This is a genomic window from Mycobacterium sp. E3247 (assembly GCF_001667785.1).
Taxonomy (GTDB): Bacteria; Actinomycetota; Actinomycetes; order Mycobacteriales; family Mycobacteriaceae; genus Mycobacterium.
On the sequence record NZ_LZJG01000524.1, the window covers coordinates 1 to 19,566 of the forward strand.

Annotated in this window: 19 protein-coding genes and 1 pseudogene; 7 read left to right on the plus strand and 13 right to left on the minus strand. The window is 70.0% G+C overall.

The features are described 5' to 3' along the window. From A9X04_RS26945 to A9X04_RS26970, 6 genes and pseudogenes are all read right to left on the minus strand, one after another. Nucleotides 1-517 (minus strand): annotated as a pseudogene (locus tag A9X04_RS26945) (mandelate racemase); the annotation flags it as partial. Beyond that, a complete protein-coding gene (locus A9X04_RS26950) occupies nucleotides 514-1,530 on the minus strand; it encodes an SDR family oxidoreductase (RefSeq protein WP_082975279.1) in 1,017 nt (338 codons plus the stop codon). The pseudogene A9X04_RS26945 and the gene A9X04_RS26950, both read right to left, overlap by 4 nt. 19 nt (nucleotides 1,531-1,549) lie before the next feature. Next, nucleotides 1,550-3,340: a glycoside hydrolase family 15 protein gene (locus tag A9X04_RS26955; RefSeq protein WP_067927518.1), complete on the minus strand. Its 1,791-nt coding sequence runs from the start codon at nucleotides 3,338-3,340 to the stop codon at nucleotides 1,550-1,552. Continuing rightward, a complete protein-coding gene (locus A9X04_RS26960) occupies nucleotides 3,333-5,036 on the minus strand; it encodes a GMC family oxidoreductase (protein ID WP_067927520.1) in 1,704 nt (567 codons plus the stop codon). Before A9X04_RS26960 ends, A9X04_RS26955 begins: the two co-directional genes overlap by 8 nt. Then, nucleotides 5,036-5,782, minus strand: a complete 747-nt coding sequence (locus A9X04_RS26965) for a gluconate 2-dehydrogenase subunit 3 family protein (protein WP_067927523.1) — start codon at nucleotides 5,780-5,782, stop codon at nucleotides 5,036-5,038. The genes A9X04_RS26960 and A9X04_RS26965 overlap by 1 nt, the downstream gene beginning before the upstream one ends. A 5-nt stretch (nucleotides 5,783-5,787) precedes the next feature. After that, the gene (locus tag A9X04_RS26970; RefSeq protein ID WP_067927524.1) at nucleotides 5,788-6,267 is read right to left on the minus strand and encodes a hypothetical protein; all 480 of its coding nucleotides are present in this window, start codon (nucleotides 6,265-6,267) and stop codon (nucleotides 5,788-5,790) included. Between the two features lie 417 nt (nucleotides 6,268-6,684). On the opposite strand from A9X04_RS26970, the gene A9X04_RS26975 reads away from it, so the two are divergent. Further along, on the plus strand, nucleotides 6,685-8,109 hold the full coding sequence (locus tag A9X04_RS26975) for an HNH endonuclease signature motif containing protein (RefSeq protein WP_067927526.1): 1,425 nt from the start codon (nucleotides 6,685-6,687) through the stop codon (nucleotides 8,107-8,109). Here the strand turns inward: A9X04_RS26975 and A9X04_RS26980 are convergent, their stop codons facing one another. Further along, nucleotides 8,110-8,796, minus strand: coding sequence for an MspA family porin (locus A9X04_RS26980; RefSeq protein WP_067927528.1), 687 nt, complete (start codon nucleotides 8,794-8,796; stop codon nucleotides 8,110-8,112). Between the two features lie 182 nt (nucleotides 8,797-8,978). Here A9X04_RS26980 and A9X04_RS26985 point away from each other — a divergent pair, with 182 nt between their 5' ends. The 3 genes from A9X04_RS26985 to A9X04_RS26995 all read left to right on the plus strand — a co-directional run bounded on the left by A9X04_RS26985 (nucleotide 8,979) and on the right by A9X04_RS26995 (nucleotide 12,574). Then, on the plus strand, nucleotides 8,979-9,215 hold the full coding sequence (locus A9X04_RS26985; protein WP_067927531.1) for a hypothetical protein: 237 nt from the start codon (nucleotides 8,979-8,981) through the stop codon (nucleotides 9,213-9,215). 163 nt (nucleotides 9,216-9,378) lie between these two features. Then, a complete protein-coding gene (locus A9X04_RS26990; RefSeq protein ID WP_067927534.1) occupies nucleotides 9,379-12,366 on the plus strand; it encodes an acyl-CoA synthetase in 2,988 nt (995 codons plus the stop codon). Continuing rightward, complete coding sequence (locus A9X04_RS26995) at nucleotides 12,359-12,574, plus strand: Trm112 family protein (protein WP_067927535.1); 216 nt, start codon at nucleotides 12,359-12,361, stop codon at nucleotides 12,572-12,574. The genes A9X04_RS26990 and A9X04_RS26995 overlap by 8 nt, the downstream gene beginning before the upstream one ends. Here the strand turns inward: A9X04_RS26995 and A9X04_RS27000 are convergent. From A9X04_RS27000 to A9X04_RS27015, 4 genes are read right to left on the minus strand one after another with little or no spacing between them, the layout of a single operon-like run. Further along, nucleotides 12,540-13,175 carry a TetR/AcrR family transcriptional regulator gene (locus A9X04_RS27000; RefSeq protein WP_067927561.1) on the minus strand — a complete coding sequence of 212 codons (636 nt, stop codon included), beginning with the start codon at nucleotides 13,173-13,175 and terminating at the stop codon, nucleotides 12,540-12,542. The genes A9X04_RS26995 and A9X04_RS27000 overlap by 35 nt on opposite strands. Nucleotides 13,176-13,191: 16 nt before the next feature. Next, a complete protein-coding gene (locus tag A9X04_RS27005) occupies nucleotides 13,192-14,010 on the minus strand; it encodes an ABC transporter permease (protein ID WP_156751739.1) in 819 nt (272 codons plus the stop codon). Beyond that, on the minus strand, nucleotides 13,944-14,699 hold the full coding sequence (locus A9X04_RS27010) for an ABC transporter ATP-binding protein (protein WP_067927543.1): 756 nt from the start codon (nucleotides 14,697-14,699) through the stop codon (nucleotides 13,944-13,946). Before A9X04_RS27010 ends, A9X04_RS27005 begins: the two co-directional genes overlap by 67 nt. A gap of 40 nt (nucleotides 14,700-14,739) precedes the next feature. Further along, nucleotides 14,740-16,017, minus strand: a complete 1,278-nt coding sequence (locus tag A9X04_RS27015; protein ID WP_067927546.1) for an ammonium transporter — start codon at nucleotides 16,015-16,017, stop codon at nucleotides 14,740-14,742. 71 nt (nucleotides 16,018-16,088) lie between these two features. Here A9X04_RS27015 and A9X04_RS27020 point away from each other — a divergent pair, with 71 nt between their 5' ends. Continuing rightward, the gene (locus A9X04_RS27020; RefSeq protein ID WP_067927548.1) at nucleotides 16,089-16,700 is read left to right on the plus strand and encodes a DNA-3-methyladenine glycosylase; all 612 of its coding nucleotides are present in this window, start codon (nucleotides 16,089-16,091) and stop codon (nucleotides 16,698-16,700) included. On the opposite strand, the gene A9X04_RS27025 is transcribed toward A9X04_RS27020, so the two are convergent. Further along, complete coding sequence (locus A9X04_RS27025; protein WP_231985825.1) at nucleotides 16,697-17,650, minus strand: bile acid:sodium symporter family protein; 954 nt, start codon at nucleotides 17,648-17,650, stop codon at nucleotides 16,697-16,699. The genes A9X04_RS27020 and A9X04_RS27025 overlap by 4 nt on opposite strands. Nucleotides 17,651-17,702: 52 nt before the next feature. Here A9X04_RS27025 and tyrS point away from each other — a divergent pair, with 52 nt between their 5' ends. Next, nucleotides 17,703-18,974, plus strand: a complete 1,272-nt coding sequence (gene tyrS, locus A9X04_RS27030; RefSeq protein WP_067927554.1) for a tyrosine--tRNA ligase — start codon at nucleotides 17,703-17,705, stop codon at nucleotides 18,972-18,974. A 72-nt stretch (nucleotides 18,975-19,046) separates the two neighbouring features. On the opposite strand, the gene A9X04_RS27035 is transcribed toward tyrS, so the two are convergent. After that, nucleotides 19,047-19,430, minus strand: coding sequence for a PaaI family thioesterase (locus A9X04_RS27035; protein ID WP_369829025.1), 384 nt, complete (start codon nucleotides 19,428-19,430; stop codon nucleotides 19,047-19,049). Here A9X04_RS27035 and A9X04_RS31785 point away from each other — a divergent pair. Continuing rightward, the coding region (locus A9X04_RS31785) for a hypothetical protein (RefSeq protein ID WP_231985827.1) at nucleotides 19,311-19,566 on the plus strand (256 nt) is incomplete at its 3' end. The two genes, A9X04_RS27035 and A9X04_RS31785, sit on opposite strands and share 120 nt — an antisense overlap.

Genomic DNA, 19,566 nt, shown 5'->3' on the forward strand with positions numbered 1-19,566 from the left:
AGCCCCACGACTCGCCGATCTTGATCTTGACGCGCGGGATCTTCCACTCGTCCACCCAGCGTTCGAGCTGTGCGCGGGTCTGACGCTCGTCGTAGGTGGTGAACCCGCCGCTGCCGTAGATCGGGACCGCGTCGTGTGCCATGCCGAGCAGCCGGCACACCGGCAGGTCCAGCAGCTTGCCCTTGAGGTCCCACAGGGCGGTGTCGACGGCCGAGACGGCGCACGACACCAGCCCCGGTCGCCCGTTGTTGCGCATCGCCCGGACCATCGCCTGCCACCGACCGGTGATGTCCAGGGCGCCGTGTCCGGTGAGCGTCCCGGCGAGCGGCCCGTTGATCAACTCCGCGCACGCGCCGTCTGCGTAGGTGTAGCCGATCCCGCGCCGCCCGCCGGCGGCGACCTCGGCCAGCACCAGCGTGGTCGACGACCAGGGCAGGGTGCCGTCGGCTTCCGGTGCGTCGGTGGGGATTTCGTAGGACTGGGCGGTGACGTCGTCGATGCGGGCGTCGACGCTCATCGGGCCCACCGGCGCGCGGCGAGCCACCCGCCCAGTCCCGCCGCGCCCAGCGCGCCGGCCCCGCTGATCATCGCGTGCTGCGACGCCCACAGTTGCGGGCTCAGCGTGTGCGATTTGTCGTCGAACCCGCCGTGGGCGCCGTGGTCGCTGCCCGGCTCCTCGTCGAGCGGCTGCCACAGGTTGTGCGGGCGCCCGGCGCGCACGGGCTCCTCGGTCTGCTGCGAGTCGTACCCGGTGCGGCCCAGGTAACGGTCCAGCAGCGGCGCCACGAATTTCTGCGCCAGCAGCGTCACCGCGGTACTGTCACCGACCCAATATTGTTTGCGCCCAGGGTGATCCGCGGCATACAGGACGCCGCGGGCGGCCACCTCGGGCTGGTAGATCGGCGGCACCGGTTGCGGATGGCGGGGCAGCCGGGACAGCACCCAGGAGAACTGCGGGGTGTTGACCGCGGGCATCTGGGCCACCGTGACCCGCACGTTCGAGCGCTCGTGCAGCAGCTCGCAGCGCAGCGATTCGGTGAACCCGTTGATGGCGTGCTTGGCGCCGCAGTACGCCGACTGCAGTGGGATGGATCGCTGGCTGAGCGCGGAGCCGACCTGCACGATGGTGCCGCGGTCGCGCGGCCGCATCTTGCCCAGCGCCGCCATGGTGCCGTGCACGTACCCGAGGTAGGACACCTCGGTCACGCGTTTGAACTCCTCGGAGCTGATCTCGTGGAACGGCGCGAACACGGAGGTGAATGCGACGTTGACCCAGACGTCGATGGGTCCGAAGGCCGCCTCGGTCTCGTCGGCGGCGGCGACGACGGCCGCGTGGTCGGCCACGTCGGTGGGGATGGTCAGCGCCTTGCCGCCCCCGGATTCGACGTCGCGGGCGGCGCCGTCCAGCCCGGCGGACCCGCGGGCGAGCAGGGCGACGTTCGCCCCGCGCTGCCCGAAAAGTTTGGCGGTGGCCCGGCCGATGCCGGCGCTGGCTCCGGTGATCACGATCGTTTGTGTGGTCGGTGTCATCGCCTGATCTCCCTTCGTGTCAGTCATGGTGGGCGTCGTCGGCGAGGGTGGCCGTGCATTCGAGCATCAGCGCGTGCGCAAAGGCCTGGGGGAGGTTGCCGCGCAGCTGGCGCTGCCTGACGTCGTATTCCTCGCAGAACAATCCGGGGGGCCCGCAGGCGGCGCGGTTGCGTTCGAACCAGCGCATCGCGCAATGGGCATGGCCCATTTGGTGTTCGGCGAGCGCCATCATGAATCCGCAGAGCAGGAAGGCGCCCTCGGCGTCGCCGAGGTCGCGCTCGTCGTGCCGGAAGCGGTAGACGAACCCGTCGTGGCTGAGCTGATCGCGAACGGCGTCGAGTGTGGCGCGGGTGCGCGGGTCGTCGGCGGGCAGGGCCCCGCGCACGGGAGGCAGCAGCAGCGACGCGTCCACTCCGGGCAGCCGCGGGCTGCGTTGCCAGTAGCCGCCCTGCGGGTGCAGGCTGCCGGCGGCGGTGTCGGCCAGGATGGCGTCGGCCAGCGACGCGCTGGCGGCCACCTCGGTGCCGCCGCCCGCCACCTTGGCGATGGCGCGCAGCCCGGCGACACAGGCCAGCCTGGACTGCGTCCAGTGCTCGTTGTCGATCTCCCAGATCCCCGCGTCCGGCTCCCGCCAACGCTTTTCGATCGCGCCGATGGCGGCCTGCGCGGCGCGCCAGCCTTCGACATCGAGCCGCCCGGCGTGGCCCGCGCAGGCCAGCAGCTGCAGCGCCTCGCCGAAGACGTCGAGCTGGAATTGCTGGTTGACCCAGTTGCCCACCTTGTCGGTGCCGCCGGGGTAGCCGGGCAGGTCGAGGGTTTGCTCGCTGGGCACGCTGCCGCCCGTGACGGTGTAGGCCGGCTTGAGGTCGGGTCCGTGTTCCAGCAGCCGGCCGCCGACGAATTCGACCGCGCGGTCCAGCAATTCGGTCGCCCCGACGCTGGCGGCGGCGATGCCGGCGTACACCTGGTCCCGGATCCACGCGTAGCGGTAGTCGTAGTTCTGGTTGGTGTGTGCGCGCTCGGGCAGGCTCATCGTGGCGGCGGCGACCATGCCGCCGCCGCTGCTGGTCAGCCCGCGCAGCACCGCGTAGGAGTGCCGCGCGTCGCGCGGGGCGACGGTGCCGGTCAGCTCGGGCATGCTGCGGTGCCACGCGGCCTCCGTTGCGTCCCAGGCGACGTCGGGGTCGGGCGGCCGGTCGGGGAGCGCGCGTTCGGAGAGCTCCAGGACGAAGTCGTGCTGACCGCCCTCGTCGACGGTCACCTCACAGGCGAGCGCGTCCCCGTGGCCGCGCGCCCCGGTGACGGCGCGCGCGTCGCAGCCGCCGAGCCAGCGCCACCGTATCCGCCCCGACTTTCCGCTCCACACCCCGTCGTCGACGCTCAGATCGCCGGAGCCGTGCCGGCCGAACGCGGCGCTCGGCTGCAGCAACAGCCGCACCCGCGCGGTCCCGCGGCAGCCCAGCAGCCGGCGCAGCAGCACCACCCGGTCGGGATCGCCCGGGAAGGCCAGCGCCTCGCGGCATTCCACGATGCCGTCGCGGGTGATCCACCGGTTGCGCCAGATCAGGGTGCCCGGCTCGTAATAGCCGCCCCACACGTGCCGGACGTCGGTCGGGGTGATCGCGTAAACCCCATCGCCGCCAATGAGATTCGAGAATACGGCGTCGGAATCCCACCGCGGGGTGCACATCCACGCGACGTCGCCCTGCGGACCGATCAGGGCGCCCCGCTCGCCGTCCGCGAGCAGCGCGTACTCGCGCAGCACCCGCGGGGAGAAGGTCACCTCGACATCGATCGTGCGGTCAGACACGGACCCCCGCCTTCGCCGGCCGGCTTGCCGGGGCGTCCCTGCCGATCTTGCCGGTCGCCATCCGTTCGGCCAGCCGCGAGGCCAACGCCATGATCGTCAGCGCCGGGTTCGCCGAGCCCTGCGTCGGGCAGACCGAGCCGTCGGTGAGGAACAGGTTCGGCACGCCCCACACCCGGTGGTCGGAATCGACCACCGAGTTGTCCGGGCGGGTGCCCATGCGCGCGCCCCCGATCAGGTGGGCGAAGCGTTCGATGGTCAGCACGTCCTGGGCGCCCGACGCGTGCAGGATGTCGTCGATCACCTTGGTGGAGTAGGCCATGTTGGCCTTGTCGTTGTCGCACAGCGTGTAGTCGAACCGGGCGACCGGGATGCCGTACGGGTCCGTCTCCTGGGCGAGGGTGACCCGATTGTCCGGCAGCGGCAACAGCTCGTTGAGCACGCCGATGGTCGCCCAGTGGTTGTAGTCGCGCATGTACTCCCGCAACGCCCGCCCCCAATGCCCGTCGGCGAGCACGTGTTCGGCCCAGCCGATCGGCATGGGGGACACGGTCTGGATGGCGAAGCCGCGGGCGAACCCGCGGGACGGGTCCGTCTCGTAGAACTGCTCCGAGGACACCTCCGGGGGTGGCGCCTTGTACATCCGGACCTCTTCCGACCACCGGCCCGCCGACTGCGTGGCGCCCTGCACCATCACGTAGCGACCGACCTGGTCGTCGTTGTTGCCCAACCCGTTCGGGAAGCGCTCGCTGGCCGAGTTCAGCAGCAACCGCGGCGTCTCGATGGAGTACCCGGCGATCGCGACGACCTTGGCCCGCTGCAGCCGTTCGCTCCCGCCCACTTCGTCGTAATAGACCACCCCCCGCGCGGCGCCGCTGTCGTCGAGTTCGACGCGCGCCGCCATGCAATTGGCGCGCACCTCCACGGCGTGGGCCAGCGCGTCGGGCAGGTGCGTGACGTACGGGCTGGCTTTGGCGTTGACCTTGCAGCCCTGCAGGCAGTAACCGCGGTAGATGCAGTGCGGGCGGTTACCGAAGGTCCCGTTGACGATGCCGACGGGCCCCACCCGCATCTCGATGCCGAGCTGCATGGCGCCCCGCCACAGCTTGGCGGCCGCGCCCGAAATCGGGTGCGGGGAAAAGGAATAACGATGCGGGTAGCCCCAGGGCCAGTTCTGCCCGGCCACCGGCAGCTCCAGCTCGATCCGCTCGTAATGCGGGCGGACGTCCTCGTAGCGGATCGGCCAGTCCGCCCCTACACCGTCGAGGGTGTAGGTGTGGAAGTCGCTGGGATGGAACCGCGGCGTGTAGCCGGCGTAGTGGACCATCGAGCCGCCCACCCCACGCCCGGAGTTGTTCTTGCCCAGCTCGATCGGGTCCTCACCGCCGATGATGCGCTTCTGCGTCCAGTACAGCGCGTGCGAACCCGCCTCGTCGGACACCCAGTCCTCGTCGGGGTGCCAGAACGGGCCCGCCTCGAGGATGACGACCCGCCAGCCGGCCCGCGCGAGGCGCTGGGCGAGCACCGATCCGCCGGCGCCGGCGCCGACGACCACCAGGTCGACCTCGTCGTCGTCGCGGTAGCGCTGCATGGTCTTCTCGCCGGGCAGGTCGCGCGAGTGCACGTCGAGCAGGAACCGCGATTCGTTGTCCTTGGGCCCGACGGCTCCCCTGAGCAGTCCGCGGAGTCGGTCACCCATCACAGTTCACCGTGTTGCACCACGCGGACCGGGTCCTCGTCCGTGGCGCCCCTCGTCTCGAATGGTTCGCGGGCCGCGGCATCCCCGGTGGCGCCGCCCAGGCGCATGAACCCGCGCGGGTAGGCCGGGCCCCCGAATCCGATCTCGTTCCATGCCCAGGGGTGAGAGTAGAACCCGGACAACACTATTCGCATGCACACCGACCACGCGCGCTTGACGTTGAGGCGCTCCCAGGTGCCACCGTTCAGGGCGCCGTCGGAGAACTGGTCGATGATCGCCTCGCGGGTGTCGGGCTCCGCGTCGGCGAACGAGGCCTTGCCGTAGCGGCGGGACGCGGTCTCGTCCAGCGCCCGCAGCACCAGCCGCCAGGTGTCGCGGTCGTCGGGCATGTCGGCGTACTGGTAGCCGTCGAGCCGGCCGTCGGCGAGCTTGGAGTCGACCGACTCGGGCACGGGCACCCGCGGCTCGGTGTCCTGGGCGAGCACGGTGTCGCAGAACGCGCGCAGGCACGGCTCCTCGTCGGCGGTGAAGAACCGCAGCGGCCCGGGCGGCTCCAGCCGGGCCAGCACCACCTTCTTGGTGGCCTCGTCCCAGGTGTCGGCCGTCTCCAGCACGTCGAAATCCGGGTAGCGCCCGATCATTTGGGGCGTGGTCCCGCGGCGTTGTCTGGGCAGCCAGGACGGGTGCGGGGGTTTGCGATCCGGTCGCAGGTTGGGCAGGTGGTCGGGGCGGGCGGTGTCTGCCATCGCGCTCAGCCCCGGAACCGCTCGCGCCGCAGGATCGAGGCCAGCAGCCCCATCCCGCCGACCATGCACATCAGCCCCGGCGCCGCGATCGGCGGGCCCATGGGCACGTTGTAGGACGCGTTCTTCCATCCACCGGGCTTGCGGGCCACCCCGCGCGCGTGCAGGTATTCGCCCATGAGGCCGTTGGCCGTGTAGATGCCGGCCGTGATCGGCAGCCAGAGTTTGGCCCAGCGCCGGGAGAACACCCCGCCGATTCCGGCGACCACCACCGGCGGGGTGACCACGATCGGGCTCCACATCCACTTGTTGCCGAAGCTCGCCTTGTAGTGCTCGAAATAGATCTCGGCCGTGGTCACGAGGGCCGCCATGGCCGTCAGCCCGGACAGCGAGCGTTCGAAGCGGCCGTGCGCGACGTCGTATAACGCCCGCTCGCCCAGCTGAATCGCCTCGTGCTTGCGCCGTCCGCCGTTGCCTAACAACAACATTTGATTGCCTTCCTTTAGCTCGTGGATCGCTGGTCATCCGAGTTACTGGCCGGGGTGGCGCCCGTGGGGCATGACGCGAGCGGGCGGTGGTCCGCACACCGAGAACGACGCCATGCCGTGACGGTCCGGGGCGGTTTGCCCATGCGTCACCTCACTTTTGAACCGAAACACGTTCAGGCAGCCAGCGCGATGAAGACTCGCGATGGCTGCCCAGAGAACTGGTAAGCGCCCAGCTGTGTGTTTCAACCGAGGTGGCCCCGACGGCGCGTCGTGACCGAAGCGCATTCGGTGCGTACCCGGTTTGGTTAGGCGCAAACCGTCCGCGTTCGGCCGGCCTTGCGGCGGCGCAAAGTCCCGACTCGGGGGCCGGGCCGCCGCTCCGGCGACTTGTCACACCCACCCGCTACTATCGAAACTATGTTCGAATATGCCGAGGCTTCGCGGTCGACGCCGGAGTCGGCCGCGCTGCTGGCCCGGGTGCGCGACGCGGGCCGCGCGGAGGCGCGGGCCGCCGCGGAACGCCTTGCGGCAGTGGGTGACTTGCTTGTCTTGCGCTGCCGGGATTCGGGGGAGCGGCCGGACTGGGCCGCCGATGCGTGGGACGCGGTCGCCGCCCAAGTCGGTGCGGCGCTGGGATGCAGCCTGGCGATGGCGCATAGCTACCTGCGCTATGCGATGGCGATGCGCGAGCGGCTACCCGAGGTCGGCAAGGCGTTCCGGGTGGGGGACATCGACTATCGCGCATTTCAGACGATCGTGTACCGCACCGATCTGATCACCGACCCCGACGGCGTGGCGCGCGTGGACGCGCGGTTGGCCGCGTTGGTGTCGCGGCGCCCGTCGTTGACCCGGAGCGGGTTGAGCGCGGCCGTGGATCGGGTCGTGGCGCTGGTGGACGCCGACGCGGTGCGCCGGGCCAAGGAGGCGGTCGCCGATCGGTTTGTGGATGTGCAAGACAACGAGTCGGGGACGGCGTGGGTGACCGGCAGCCTGTTCGGCGCCGACGGACGTGCGCTGGATCGACGCCTCGAGGAAATGGCGCGCAGCGTGTGTGGCGCCGACCCACGCACCCCTCGACAGCGGCGGGCCGATGCGCTGGGCGCGCTGGCCGCCGGGGCGCAGCGGTTGCGGTGTCTATGCGGAACACCCGACTGCGCAGGCGGCGGGCGCACCCCGAGCAATGTGGTGATCCATGTCGTCGCCGAGCAGGCGACTGTCTCCGGACAAGGTGGGGCCCCGGGCGTGCTGCCCGGTGTCGACGGACTCATACCGGCCGAGGTGATCGCCGAACTCGCTCGCTCGGCCAAGTTGGTCCCGCTCACCATCCCCGCCGAGGCCGAACCGCGCTATACCCCCTCGACCCGGTTGGCGGACTTCGTCCGCTGCCGGGACCTGACGTGCCGGGCGCCGGGGTGCGACCGGCCTGCCGTCGACTGCGACATCGACCATACGATCCCGTACAGCGACGGTGGACCCACCCACGCGTCGAACCTGAAATGCCTTTGCCGCCAACATCATTTGCTCAAAACATTTTGGGGCTGGCGCGACGAGCAGTTGCCCGACGGCACCCTCATCTGGCGGCTGCCCGACGGACACACCTACGTCACCGCCCCGGGCAGCGCGCTGTTGTTCCCGACACTGTGCGCGCCCACCGGGCCCCTGCCCGCCCCGAAACCGCGCGAGCGCTGCGGCGAGCGCACCGCACGGATGCCCCTGCGCACCCGCACCCGCGCCCAGAACCGGGCGCAGCACGTCGCCGCCGAACGCCACCGCAACCGGCGAGCCCGCGTGGCAACCCACACCGGCCCGGCACCGCCGGACGAGGAACCCCCGCCGTTCTGATCAGACGGACTTGGTCACGCCGACGTAGGACAGCACGACGTCGGATTCGTCGGTCGCCTGGGTCAGCGTTGCGTAGGACCGGATGAACGACTGACCCACGCACCCATCGATTTTGACGTGGAATCCGGTGACGATGACCCGCGGATTCGCGCCCTTGAAGTCCTTCCGGGCCACCGGTACGACGACTACGACGCCGGGTTTGAGGCCCACGGTGACCACGCCGTTCAGCGGAGTGGACACCAACGGAATGGCTACGGGCGTACCGGCTCCCAGTCCCGCGATGCCCAGGCCCGGGGTGATTCCGGCGCTGCCTGCGATCGTGACGCCGTTGGATGTGCTCATGTCGATCCCGCAGCCGATCTCGTAACCCACCTCGAGGGTGCCGCGAGGCTGGTCGATCCCGTCCAGCGAGCCGAGGAAGGTTCCGCGGGCCAGGTATTCGCGAGACGAGAGCGCTGTCGTCAACGGCGCTATGGGAACCTGCGACTCGTCCTTGGCGCCCAGGGTCAAATCCCAGCCCTCGGGCGTCGTGTAGGTCACCGGATCGGAGGACGGCACCCGCCCTTCGTCGGAGGGCCCCGCGGTGGCCGCGGCGTTCTCGGCGTCCGGATCGGCGGCCGCCGGGGGCGCCGAGATCACCGACACGGCGACGCACAACGCGACGATCGCAGCGCGACGGACGACCACGGCTACCGGCCACACGAGCGATACCGTAGGCGCGGCCCGACCACGGCCTCGAAATTTGCTGGCCGCCCCGCCGAAGTCGTTGTGCTTTCGTAACCGTTATGGAATGGGGCTGCGGGATTCGGGGGCCGGTAAGATTGCTGCTTTGGTGACCGGTGCTCCGGCGACGACGGAAGGGGTGGCGAATGAAGCCCCACCTGCGCTCTCTCGGACTGCTGGCCGGTGCCGTGGCGGCCATGGCGCTCAACGGCGGCACCGGGGTAGCGCAAGCGGATTCGGGCGACGGGGCGGCCGGCATCATCAATCAACTCATCACGTCCACTCCGGCGCTGGCTTCCGATCAGGCCGACCAACACGGTCCGTCGACGGGATCGGATGCCGTCGGCATGTATTGCGAAAACCGATTCGCGCGGTGCCGGTAGCGAGACGCCACGCTGAGCGGCTGCAGCCGCCGCCCTCCTGAGGGCCTCCGGCCGATTCTCATCCGGCCGCCACGGACCACCCGCGAGCAAATCACCTGGCCAGGCCCACCGACCCCGCTGGTGTGCCATGATGTCGGAGCTGTCAAGACATAGGGGAGCGGCCGTGGATCTCAACTTGTCGATCGTCACGCGACCGGTGGAGCGCCTGATAGCTACGGCGCAGAACGGGCTGGAAGTCGTCCGGCTGGGGGGCTTGGAGACGGGTAGCGTCCCGTCGCCATCGCAGATCGTCGAGAGCGTGACGATGTACAAGCTGCGGCGTTATTTCCCGCCCGACAACCGGCCGGACAAGCCGCCGGTGGGCCCGCCGGTGCTGATGGTGCACCCGATGATGATGTCGGCGGACATGTGGGACGTCACCCGCGAGGACGGCGCCGTCGGCATCCTGCACGCCAACGGGCTGGACCCCTGGGTCATCGACTTCGGCGAACCGGACAAGGTGGAAGGCGGCATGCGCCGCACCCTGGCCGATCACATCGTCGCGCTCAGCCAGGCCATCGACACCGTCAAGGGCGTCACCGGCAGCGACATCCATCTGGTCGGTTACTCCCAGGGCGGCATGTGGTGCTACCAGGTCGCCGCCTACCGGCGGTCGAAGAGCCTGGCCAGCATCGTCACCTTCGGCTCGCCGGTGGACACCCTGGCCGCCTTGCCGATGGGCATCCCGCCCAACTTCGCCGCGCCGGCGGCCAACTTCATGGCCGACCACGTCTTCAGCCGGCTGGCCATCCCCAGCTGGATGGCGCGCACCGGCTTTCAAATGCTCGATCCGCTCAAGACCGCCAAGGCGCGCGTCGACTTCGTCCGCCAGCTGCACGACCGCGAGGCGCTGCTGCCGCGCGAACAGCAGCGCAGGTTCCTCGAACGCGAGGGCTGGATCGCCTGGTCGGGCCCGGCGATCTCCGAACTGCTCAAGCAGTTCATCGCCCACAACCGCATGATGACCGGCGGCTTCGCCGTCAACGGGCAGATGGTCACGCTCACCGACATCACCTGCCCGGTGCTGGCCTTCGTCGGCGAGGTGGACGACATCGGGCAGCCGGCGTCGGTGCGCGGCATCAGACGCGCGGCGCCGGATGCCGAGGTCTACGAAAAGCGCATCCGCACAGGCCATTTCGGTTTGGTCGTCGGATCCAAGGCCGCGCAGCAGAGCTGGCCGACCGTCGCCGAATGGGTGAAGTGGCTGTCCACCGGCGGCGACAAACCGGACGGCATCGACCTGATGGCCGACCAGCCCGAGAAGCACACCGACAGCGGTGTCGCGTTGAGTTCCCGTCTGGCACACGGTATCGGCGAGGTTTCCGAGGCGGCGCTGGGCGTGGTGCGCGGTGCCGCCAACACGGTGGTCGCGGCCAACAAGTCGATGCGCACCCTGGCCGTCGAAACGGCCCGCACGCTGCCGCGCCTGGTCCGGCTGGGGCAGATCAACGACCACACGCGCATCTCGTTGGGCCGCATCATCGACGAGCAGGCGCACGACGCCCCGCAGGGCGAATTCCTGCTCTTCGACGGGCGCGTGCACACCTACGAGGCCGTCAACCGGCGCATCAACAACGTCGTCCGCGGCCTGATCGAGGTCGGGGTGCGCCAGGGCGACAGGGTCGGTGTCCTGATGGAGACGCGGCCCAGCGCGCTGGTCGCGATCGCCGCGCTGTCCCGGCTCGGTGCCGTCGCCGTGGTGATGCGACCGGACACCGACCTGGCCGCGTCGGTCCGGCTCGGGGGAGTGACCGAACTGCTGACCGACCCCACCAACCTGGAGGCGGTGCTGGCGTCGGACCGCCAGGGGTTGCGGCAGGTGCTGGTGCTGGGCGGCGGCGAGGCGCGGGATCTGCACCTGCCCGACGACAGCGACGTCATTGACATGGAACAGATCGACCCGGACGCCGTCGAGCTGCCCGGCTGGTACCGGCCCAACCCGGGACTGGCCCGCGACCTGGCGTTCATCGCGTTCAGCGCGGCCGGCGGCGAACTGGTGGCCAAGCAGATCACCAACTACCGCTGGGCGGTGTCGGCCTTCGGCACCGCCTCGACGGCCGCCCTGGACCGCCGGGACACCGTCTACTGCCTCACCCCGCTGCACCACGAGTCGGCGCTGCTGGTGAGCCTGGGCGGCGGGGTCGTCGGCGGCACCCGCATCGCGCTGTCCCGCGGCCTGGACCGCGACCGGTTCGTCCAAGAGGTGCGCCAGTACGGCGTCACGGTGGTGTCCTACACCTGGGCCATGCTCCGCGAGATCGTCGACGATCCCGCCTTCGTGCTGCACGGCAACCACCCGGTGCGGCTGTTCATCGGTTCGGGCATGCCGACCGGGCTGTGGGGCCGCGTCGTCGACGCCTTCGCGCCCGCCCACGTCGTCGAGTTCTTCGCCACCACCGACGGACAGGCGGTGCTGGCCAACGTGTCCGGCGCCAAGGTCGGCAGCAAGGGCCGCCCGCTGCCGGGCGCCGGGCGCATCGAGCTGGCCGCCTACGACGTCGAACACGACCTGATCCTGGAGAACGACCGCGGCTTCGTCCAGATCGCCGAGCCGAAACAAGTCGGGGTGCTGCTCGCCGCGTCCAACGGTCCGATCGACCCGACCGCGTCGGTCAAACGGGGCGTCTTCGCCGCCGGCGACACCTGGATCTCGACCGAGTACCTGTTCTACCGCGACGACGACGGCGACTACTGGCTGGCGGGCCGGCGCGGCTCGGTGGTCCACACCGCGCGCGGTCCCGTCTTCGACGAGCCGGTGAACAACGTGCTCGGCTGCGTCACCGGCGTCGATCTCGCGGTGACCTACAACGTGCCCGTGGGCGACCGCCAGGTCGCGGTCTCGGCGGTCACGCTGCTGCCGGGGGCCGGCATCACCGCGGCCGACCTGACCGACGCCGTGGCGAAGATCCCCATCGGCGTCGGCCCCGACATCGTCCAGGTGTGTCCGGAGATGACGTTGAGCGCGACCTATCGTCCGACCGTCAGCGCCCTGCGCGCGGCCGGAATTCCCAAGCCGGGCCGCCAGGTCTGGTACTTCGACGCCGAGGGCAACTTCTTCCGGAAGCTGACCCCGAGCGTGCGGTCCGAGCTGAGCGGGCGCGACCATGATTGACGATTCGCTGCTGGAAATCCTGGTGTGCCCGGCCGACCGTGGCCCGCTGCTGCTCGTGGATGACGAGTTCCTGTACAACCCGCGGCTGCGGCGCGCCTACCGGATCGAGGACGGCATCCCGGTGCTGCTGGTCGACGAGGCCCGCGACGTCGACGACGACGAGCACGCCCGGCTCATGGCACGAGCCCGTCCGGCAGATCCCCGGTGAGATAGCGCTGCAGGTTGGGCGCGATGGTCTGCGCGACCTGCTGGGCCGGCAGCGACGCGAACGGCTCCAGCTGCAGGATGTAGCGCGCCATCACGACGCCGACCAGCTGCGAGGCGACGAACTGGACGCGGATGACCCCGCTGCCGGGCGGATTGTCAACGCGCGGGCCGACTTCCACCGCGATCACGTCCTCGATGAACGTGCGGAACAGGTTGACCTCCGAGCCGGCCAGGATGGACCGCAGCGTGGCGATGAACCCCGTGCCCAGGTCGGAATCCCACAGCGGCAACAACATCGACGGCAGCCGGTAACCGACTTCCTCGATCGGCACGTCGCGCAGCGGGCCGATGATGTCCATCGGATCGATCGGGATGTGCACGGCCGCGGCGAACAGCTTCTCCTTGGTGCCGAAGTAGTGATGCACCAGCGCCGAGTCGACGCCCGCGGCCGCCGCCACCGCGCGGATCGAGGTATTGCCGATTCCATTGGTGGCGAACAATTCTCGGGCGCTGACCAGGATGCGATTGCGGGTGTCGGAGCTGCCGGCCGGCCGCCCGGGCCGCCTGCGACCCTCATTGGCGGGCTCCGCCGCGCTTGCGATCGCCACTAGATCGCCACTACGGGGTCCGTCGCCGCAGCGTCGCGGCCGCCAGGCACAGCGACGCGAGCGCGAAACCCAGCACGACGACGATGTCGCGCACCGCGACGTAGGTCAGCTGCGGGTGCACCCCCACCTGTTGGAGTGCCTCCAGCGCGTAGCTGGCCGGCATCACGTCGCTGACCCACTGCAGCCAGTGCGCCATCAACGCCCGGGGCACGATGATGCCGGCGAGCAACAACTGCGGCACCATCACCAGCGGGATGAACTGCACCGCCTGAAACTCGGTGCGAGCGAAGGCACTACACAGCAGGCCGAGGCCCACGCCCAGGACGGCGTTGACGATCGCGATCACGAACACCCACGCGGGGCTGCCGGCGGTGTCGAAGCCGAGCAGCCAGAACGACACGATGCACGCCAGGACGGCCTGTGCTGCGGCGGCCGTCGAGAAGGCGGTGCCGTAGGCCATCAGCAGATCGAACCGCCGCAGGGGAGTGGTCAGGATGCGCTCCAGCGTGCCGGAGGCCCGTTCCCGCTGCATGGTGATCGCCGTGATGATGAACATCACGAACAGCGGGAACAGGCCCAGCAGGATCAGGCAGGCGTTGTTGAAGGGCGTCGGCGTGCCCGGCCGGTGCGGCTCGTTCTGCAGCATGTAGTACATCAGCGTGATCACCAGGACCGGCACGAACAGGATCATCGCGACGCTGCGGTGGTCGGCCGCCAGCTGGCGCAGGATCCTTGTCGTGGTGGCGGTATATCCCTTGAGCCCTAACCGGCCTGGCGCATGATGTTGCGCTTGATGATGGACAGAAACGCGTCCTCCAGTGACGTGCATCCGGTGTCCTCTCGTAGTCGGTCCGGTGTGGTGTGCGCGAGCAGGTGACCGTCCCGCATCAGCAGCAGGTCACCGCAGTGGTCGGCCTCGTCCATGACGTGGCTGGACACCAGCAGCGTGGTTCCGCCGCGGGCGAGGTCGGCGAACTGCTCCCAGAGATCCGCGCGCAGCACGGGGTCCAGGCCCACCGTCGGCTCGTCGAGCACGAGCAGCGCGGGCCGGCAGACCAGCGCGCACGCCAGCGAAACCCGGGTGCGCTGACCGCCGGAAAGGTTGGCGCAGAAGGCGGTTCGGTGATCGGCCAGCCCCACCCGATCGATCGCCGCGTCGGCGGCCTGGCGATCGAAACCGTACAGCGAGGCGAAATACCGGACGTTGTCGACCACGCGCAGGTCGTTGTAGATGGTCGGATCCTGCGGCAGGTACCCGACCCGGCGGTGCAGCGACGCCGACCCGGCCGGGTGGCCGAGCACGGTGACGGTTCCCGAGGTGACGATCTGGGTGCCGACGATGGACCGCATCAGGGTGGTCTTGCCGCAGCCGGACGGGCCGAGCAGGCCGGTGACGCTGCCGCGCGCGATCTGCACCGAGAAGTCGTGCAGGGCGGGGCGCTTACCGCGGATCACCCGCAGGTGATCGATGCGGACGGCCGGTTCGCTGATTAATTCATCACGTGATGAAGTCATCATGTGATGAATATTCGTCCTCTACCGAGGGCGTGTCAAGGGGTTACGGGGAGCGACCTTCGGAACCGGGGCGCCGCAGCGGCAGGTGGCCGTGCACGCCCTCGGCGTAGGCGGTCTCGGCGTGCTGCGTGAGGTCCACGCCGGTGGTCTCGTCCTCCGGACTGAGCCGGAATCCCATCACCCGGTCGATCACCTTCGCGAGCACGAACGACACCGTGAACGCATAGAGCGCGACCACGACGATCGCGAGCGCCTGCTTGCCCAGCTGGGAAAAGCCGCCCCCGTAGAACAAGCCCCGCGGGCCCGACGTCATGACCGCCGTGGCGAGCAGCCCGATCAACGACACCCCGACGACGCCGCCGACGAAGTGCACGCCGACCACGTCCAGCGAATCGTCATAGTTGAGGCGGAATTTCGCGCTTACCGCGAACGAGCACACGACGCCCGCCGCCAGCCCGACCACCGCCGCACCCAGCGTGTTGACGGTCCCGCACGACGGCGTGATCGCGACCAGCCCGGCCACCACGCCGGAGGCCGCACCGAACGTCGTGGGCCGGCCGTCGCGGATCTGTTCCACCGACAGCCAGCCCAGCATGCCCAGGCAGCCGGCGACGAGCGTGTTCAGGAAGATGGCCGCGGCGGTGCCGTTGGCCGCCAGGGCCGAGCCGGCGTTGAACCCGAACCAGCCGAACCACAGCAGCCCGACGCCGAGCAACACCAGCGGCAGGTTGTGCGGCCGCATGGCGTCCTTCTTGAAGCCGATGCGGGGCCCGAGCACCAGCGCCAGGGCCAGGGCCGAGGAACCGGACACGATCTCGACGACCAGGCCGCCCGCGTAATCGAGCACGCCCAGCTTGGCCAGCCAGCCGCCGGGCCCCCACACCCAGTGCGCGACAACCGAATACACGACCACCGTCCACACCGGGACGAACACCATCCACGCGGCGAACTTCGCGCGGTCGGCGATCGCCCCGCTGACCAGGGCGGCCGTGATGATCGCGAACGTGACCTGGAACGTGGCGTACAGCAGCTCGGGAACCGCCCCGTGCGCGGTGTCCGGGGTGATGCCCAGCATCCCGATGTGCCTGAGGTTGCCGAGGAATCCGCTCGCCCCGTCGTCGGAGAACGCGATGGTGTAGCCGACCAGCAGCCACGCCACCGTGACCAGCGGGATGGAGATGAAGCTCATCATGATCATGTTGAGCACCCCGGTGGTGCGGACCATGCCGCCGTAGAAGACGGCCAGGCCGGGAGTCATCAGCAGCACCAGCGCGGTGCTGGCCAGCAGCCAGGCGGTGGCGGCGGGGTCGATCGGATGCATGTCGTGTGCTCCTTCGCAGGTCCCGGGACACCGGGATACTGCCATGGCGGCGCGGTCGGTAGGTTCGGTGGGTGGCCGCACGTCAGCTACTCGTCGACCCCGTCGCTGCTGCCCAACGGCTACTCGGCGCCACCCTCACCGGGCGGGGCGTCAGCGCCGTCATCGTCGAAGTGGAGGCCTACGGCGGCGTTCCCGACGGTCCCTGGCCGGACGCCGCGGCGCACTCCTATCGCGGCATCAGCGGACGCAACGCGGTGATGTTCGGTCCGCCCGGGCGGCTCTACACCTACCGCAGCCACGGGATCCACGTGTGCGCCAACGTCTCCTGCGGGCCGGACGGCACGGCCGCGGCGGTGTTGCTGCGCGCCGCGGCCCTCGAGGAGGGCACCGAGACCGCGCGCGCCCGGCGCGGCGAGCTGGTGCGCGGGTCCGCGCTCGCGCGGGGGCCGGGGAACCTGTGTTCGGCCCTGGGAATCACCATGGACGACAACGGCATCGACCTGTTCAGCCCGGCCAGCCCGGTGACCCTCGAACTCAACGAGCCGCTGACCGCCGCGTCGGGCCCGCGCGTCGGGGTCAGCCAAGCCGCCGACCGACCGTGGCGATTCTGGCTCGCGGGCCGGCCGGAAGTCTCGGCGTACCGGCGCAGCCCGCGGGCACCCGCCCCCGGGACCAGCGACTAGACCGGGACGCGGACAGCCGCGCGGAAGGCGGGGTCCGCCCGCCGCGCGAGGAACACGAACGTCACGGCCAGCAGGGGCGCGACGGCGCTGTACAACGCGGCCGGCATGGCCATTTCGGTGCTGTTCAGCAACTGTGGGCTCAACGCGATGCCCATCGCCACGACGGCGTTGTGCATCCCGACCTCCAGGCTGACCGCCACGGCCTGGCGGGGAGCCAGCCGCATGAAGCGCGGCGCCAGGTAGCCGACCGTCAGGCTCACGGCGCAGAAGGTCACGACGGCCCCGCTCAGCGCGCCGAAGTGATGCCACAACGTCGTCCGCCCCCCGGCGACCGCGCCGAGCACGGCGACGACCAGCAACGCCAGCGCGATGATGCGGACCGGCCGCTGCAGCCGTTGGGCGAGTTCGGGGAAGCGGTGACGGAAGGCGACCCCGATCGCGATCGGGACGAGCACCAGGCCGAACACCGTGAAGAACTTGTCCACCTGGAGCGGGAGGAACCGGCCTTCGCCGAGGAACCAGGTCATCGACACCGCCAGAATCGCGGGCAGCGCGACGATCGACAGCACGGCGTTGATCGCCGTCAGCGTGAGGTTGAGGGCCAGGTCGCCGTTGAACAGGTGGCTCAGGATGCTCGACATCGTCCCGCCGGGGGTGGCGGCCATCAGCATGAGACCCACGGCCAGATGGGGCTCGAGGTGGAAGGCCTCGGCGATCGCCAGGCACAGGGCCGGCAGCAGCAGCGACTGGCAGATGAGCGCCACCGCGAGCGGTTTGCGCATCGTGGCGGCCCGTTTGAAGTCGGCGACCGTGAGCGTCAGCCCGAGGGCCAGCATCACCACCACGACGACCAGCGGCCAGTATCGGTTGTCCATAACGCTCCACGTCGTCGGTGCGCTCAGCGGGCAGGCGGTGACGCGGCGGTGCGCCGCTCGGTTAGCTTGCCTCATCCCGGTGCGCGTGGGCGAATCGTGGCCGCGGGACCGACTAAAGTCGGCGGCGATGTCTTCCGGGATCCTTGACGAGCTGGGCTGGCGCGGGCTGATCGCGCAGTCCACCGACCTCGACGCGCTGGCGGCCGAGGCGCAGCGCGGGCCGATGACGGTGTACGCCGGCTTCGACCCCACGGCGGCCAGCCTGCATGCGGGGCACCTGGTGCCGTTGCTGGCGCTGCGCCGGTTTCAGCGCGCCGGCCACCGCCCGATCGTGCTGGCCGGCGGGGCCACCGGCATGATCGGTGACCCGCGCGACGTCGGGGAGCGCACCCTCAACGAGGCGGACACCGTCGCCGAATGGACCGAGCGCATCCGGGGCCAGCTGGAGCGTTTCGTCGACTTCGACACGTCGCCGACGGGGGCCGTCGTCGTCAACAACCTGGACTGGACGGCCCCGTTGTCGGCCATCGAGTTCCTGCGCGACCTGGGCAAGCACTTCTCGGTCAACGTCATGCTGGACCGCGACACGATCCGGCGGCGGCTGGAGGGCGAGGGCATCTCCTACACGGAGTTCAGTTACATGCTGCTGCAGGCCAACGACTACGTCGAACTGCATCGCCGCTACGACTGCGCGCTGCAGATCGGCGGCTCCGACCAGTGGGGCAACATCATCGCCGGGGTCCGGCTGGTGCGCCAGAAGCTGGGCGCGACGGTGCACGCGCTCACCGTGCCGCTGGTGACGGCGGCCGACGGCACCAAGTTCGGCAAGTCGACCGGCGGCGGCAGCCTGTGGCTCGACCCGGCGATGACCACCCCGTACGCCTGGTACCAGTACTTCTTCAACACCGCCGACGCCGACGTGATTCGCTACCTGCGGTGGTTCACCTTCCTGTCGGCCGAGGAGTTGGCCGAGCTGGAACAGGCGACGGCCGAGCGCCCGCAGCAGCGGGCCGCACAGCGACGGCTGGCCCGCGAACTGACCGTCCTGGTGCACGGCGAGGCGGCCACCGAGGCGGTCGAGCACGCCAGCCGGGCGCTGTTCGGGCAGGGTGAACTGGACCGGCTGGACGAGGCGACGCTGGCGGCGGCGCTGCGCGAGGCGTCGGTCGCCGAGCTCAAACCCGGCGGCCCGGACGGGATCGTCGACCTGTTGGTGGCCAGCGGCCTGTCCGAGAGCCGCAAAGCCGCGCGCCGCACCCTGGGCGAGGGCGGCGTATCGGTCAACAACGTCCGCATCGACAGCGAGGAATGGGCTCCGCAGCCCTCGGATTTCCTGTACGGCCGGTGGCTGGTGTTGCGCCGCGGAAAGCGCACCGTCGCGGGGATCGAAAAGGCCTGACGCCGCGACGGCGACCGTGTCGTGCCCTCGACGTGATCGGGTTGGCCAGGGTGGTCACGGTGACTTCCGCGGTCAAGCCTCTTGATTGCCCAACACGGCCTGGGTCTGGGTGACTTGAGCGACTCGTTTGCCGCGATCGTCGCTCAAGTCGGTCTGGACGACGATGGTGCTGCGGCCGACGTGCAGCGGGTTGCATGTCGCGTTCACGATGCCGCCGCGTACCGCGCGGAAGAAGTTGGTCTTGGATTCGATGGTGGAGGTCCCCGCGCCTCGCGGCAGGTTGGCGACCGCGCACAGGGCGCCCACGGTGTCGGCGAAGGCCATGAGCGCCCCGCCGTGCAGAATGCCACCCGCGGTACACAAATGCTCGGCCCAGGCCATCGTGGCGGTGACTTCCTCGGCAGTCACCTTGCCAATGCCGATCTGAAGGGTGTCAGCGAACGGGAGCTGCGGTATGTCGGCAGTTCGATCCGAAGTGTTCATCCAGTCAGCTTTCACCCGGGCGTGAATGGTGGTCCAGCCGTGCCGGTGTCGCGGTCATCGGAGCGCCTCCTTCACGAACCGCAGCTGCTGCAGCTGCTCGACGAACCCG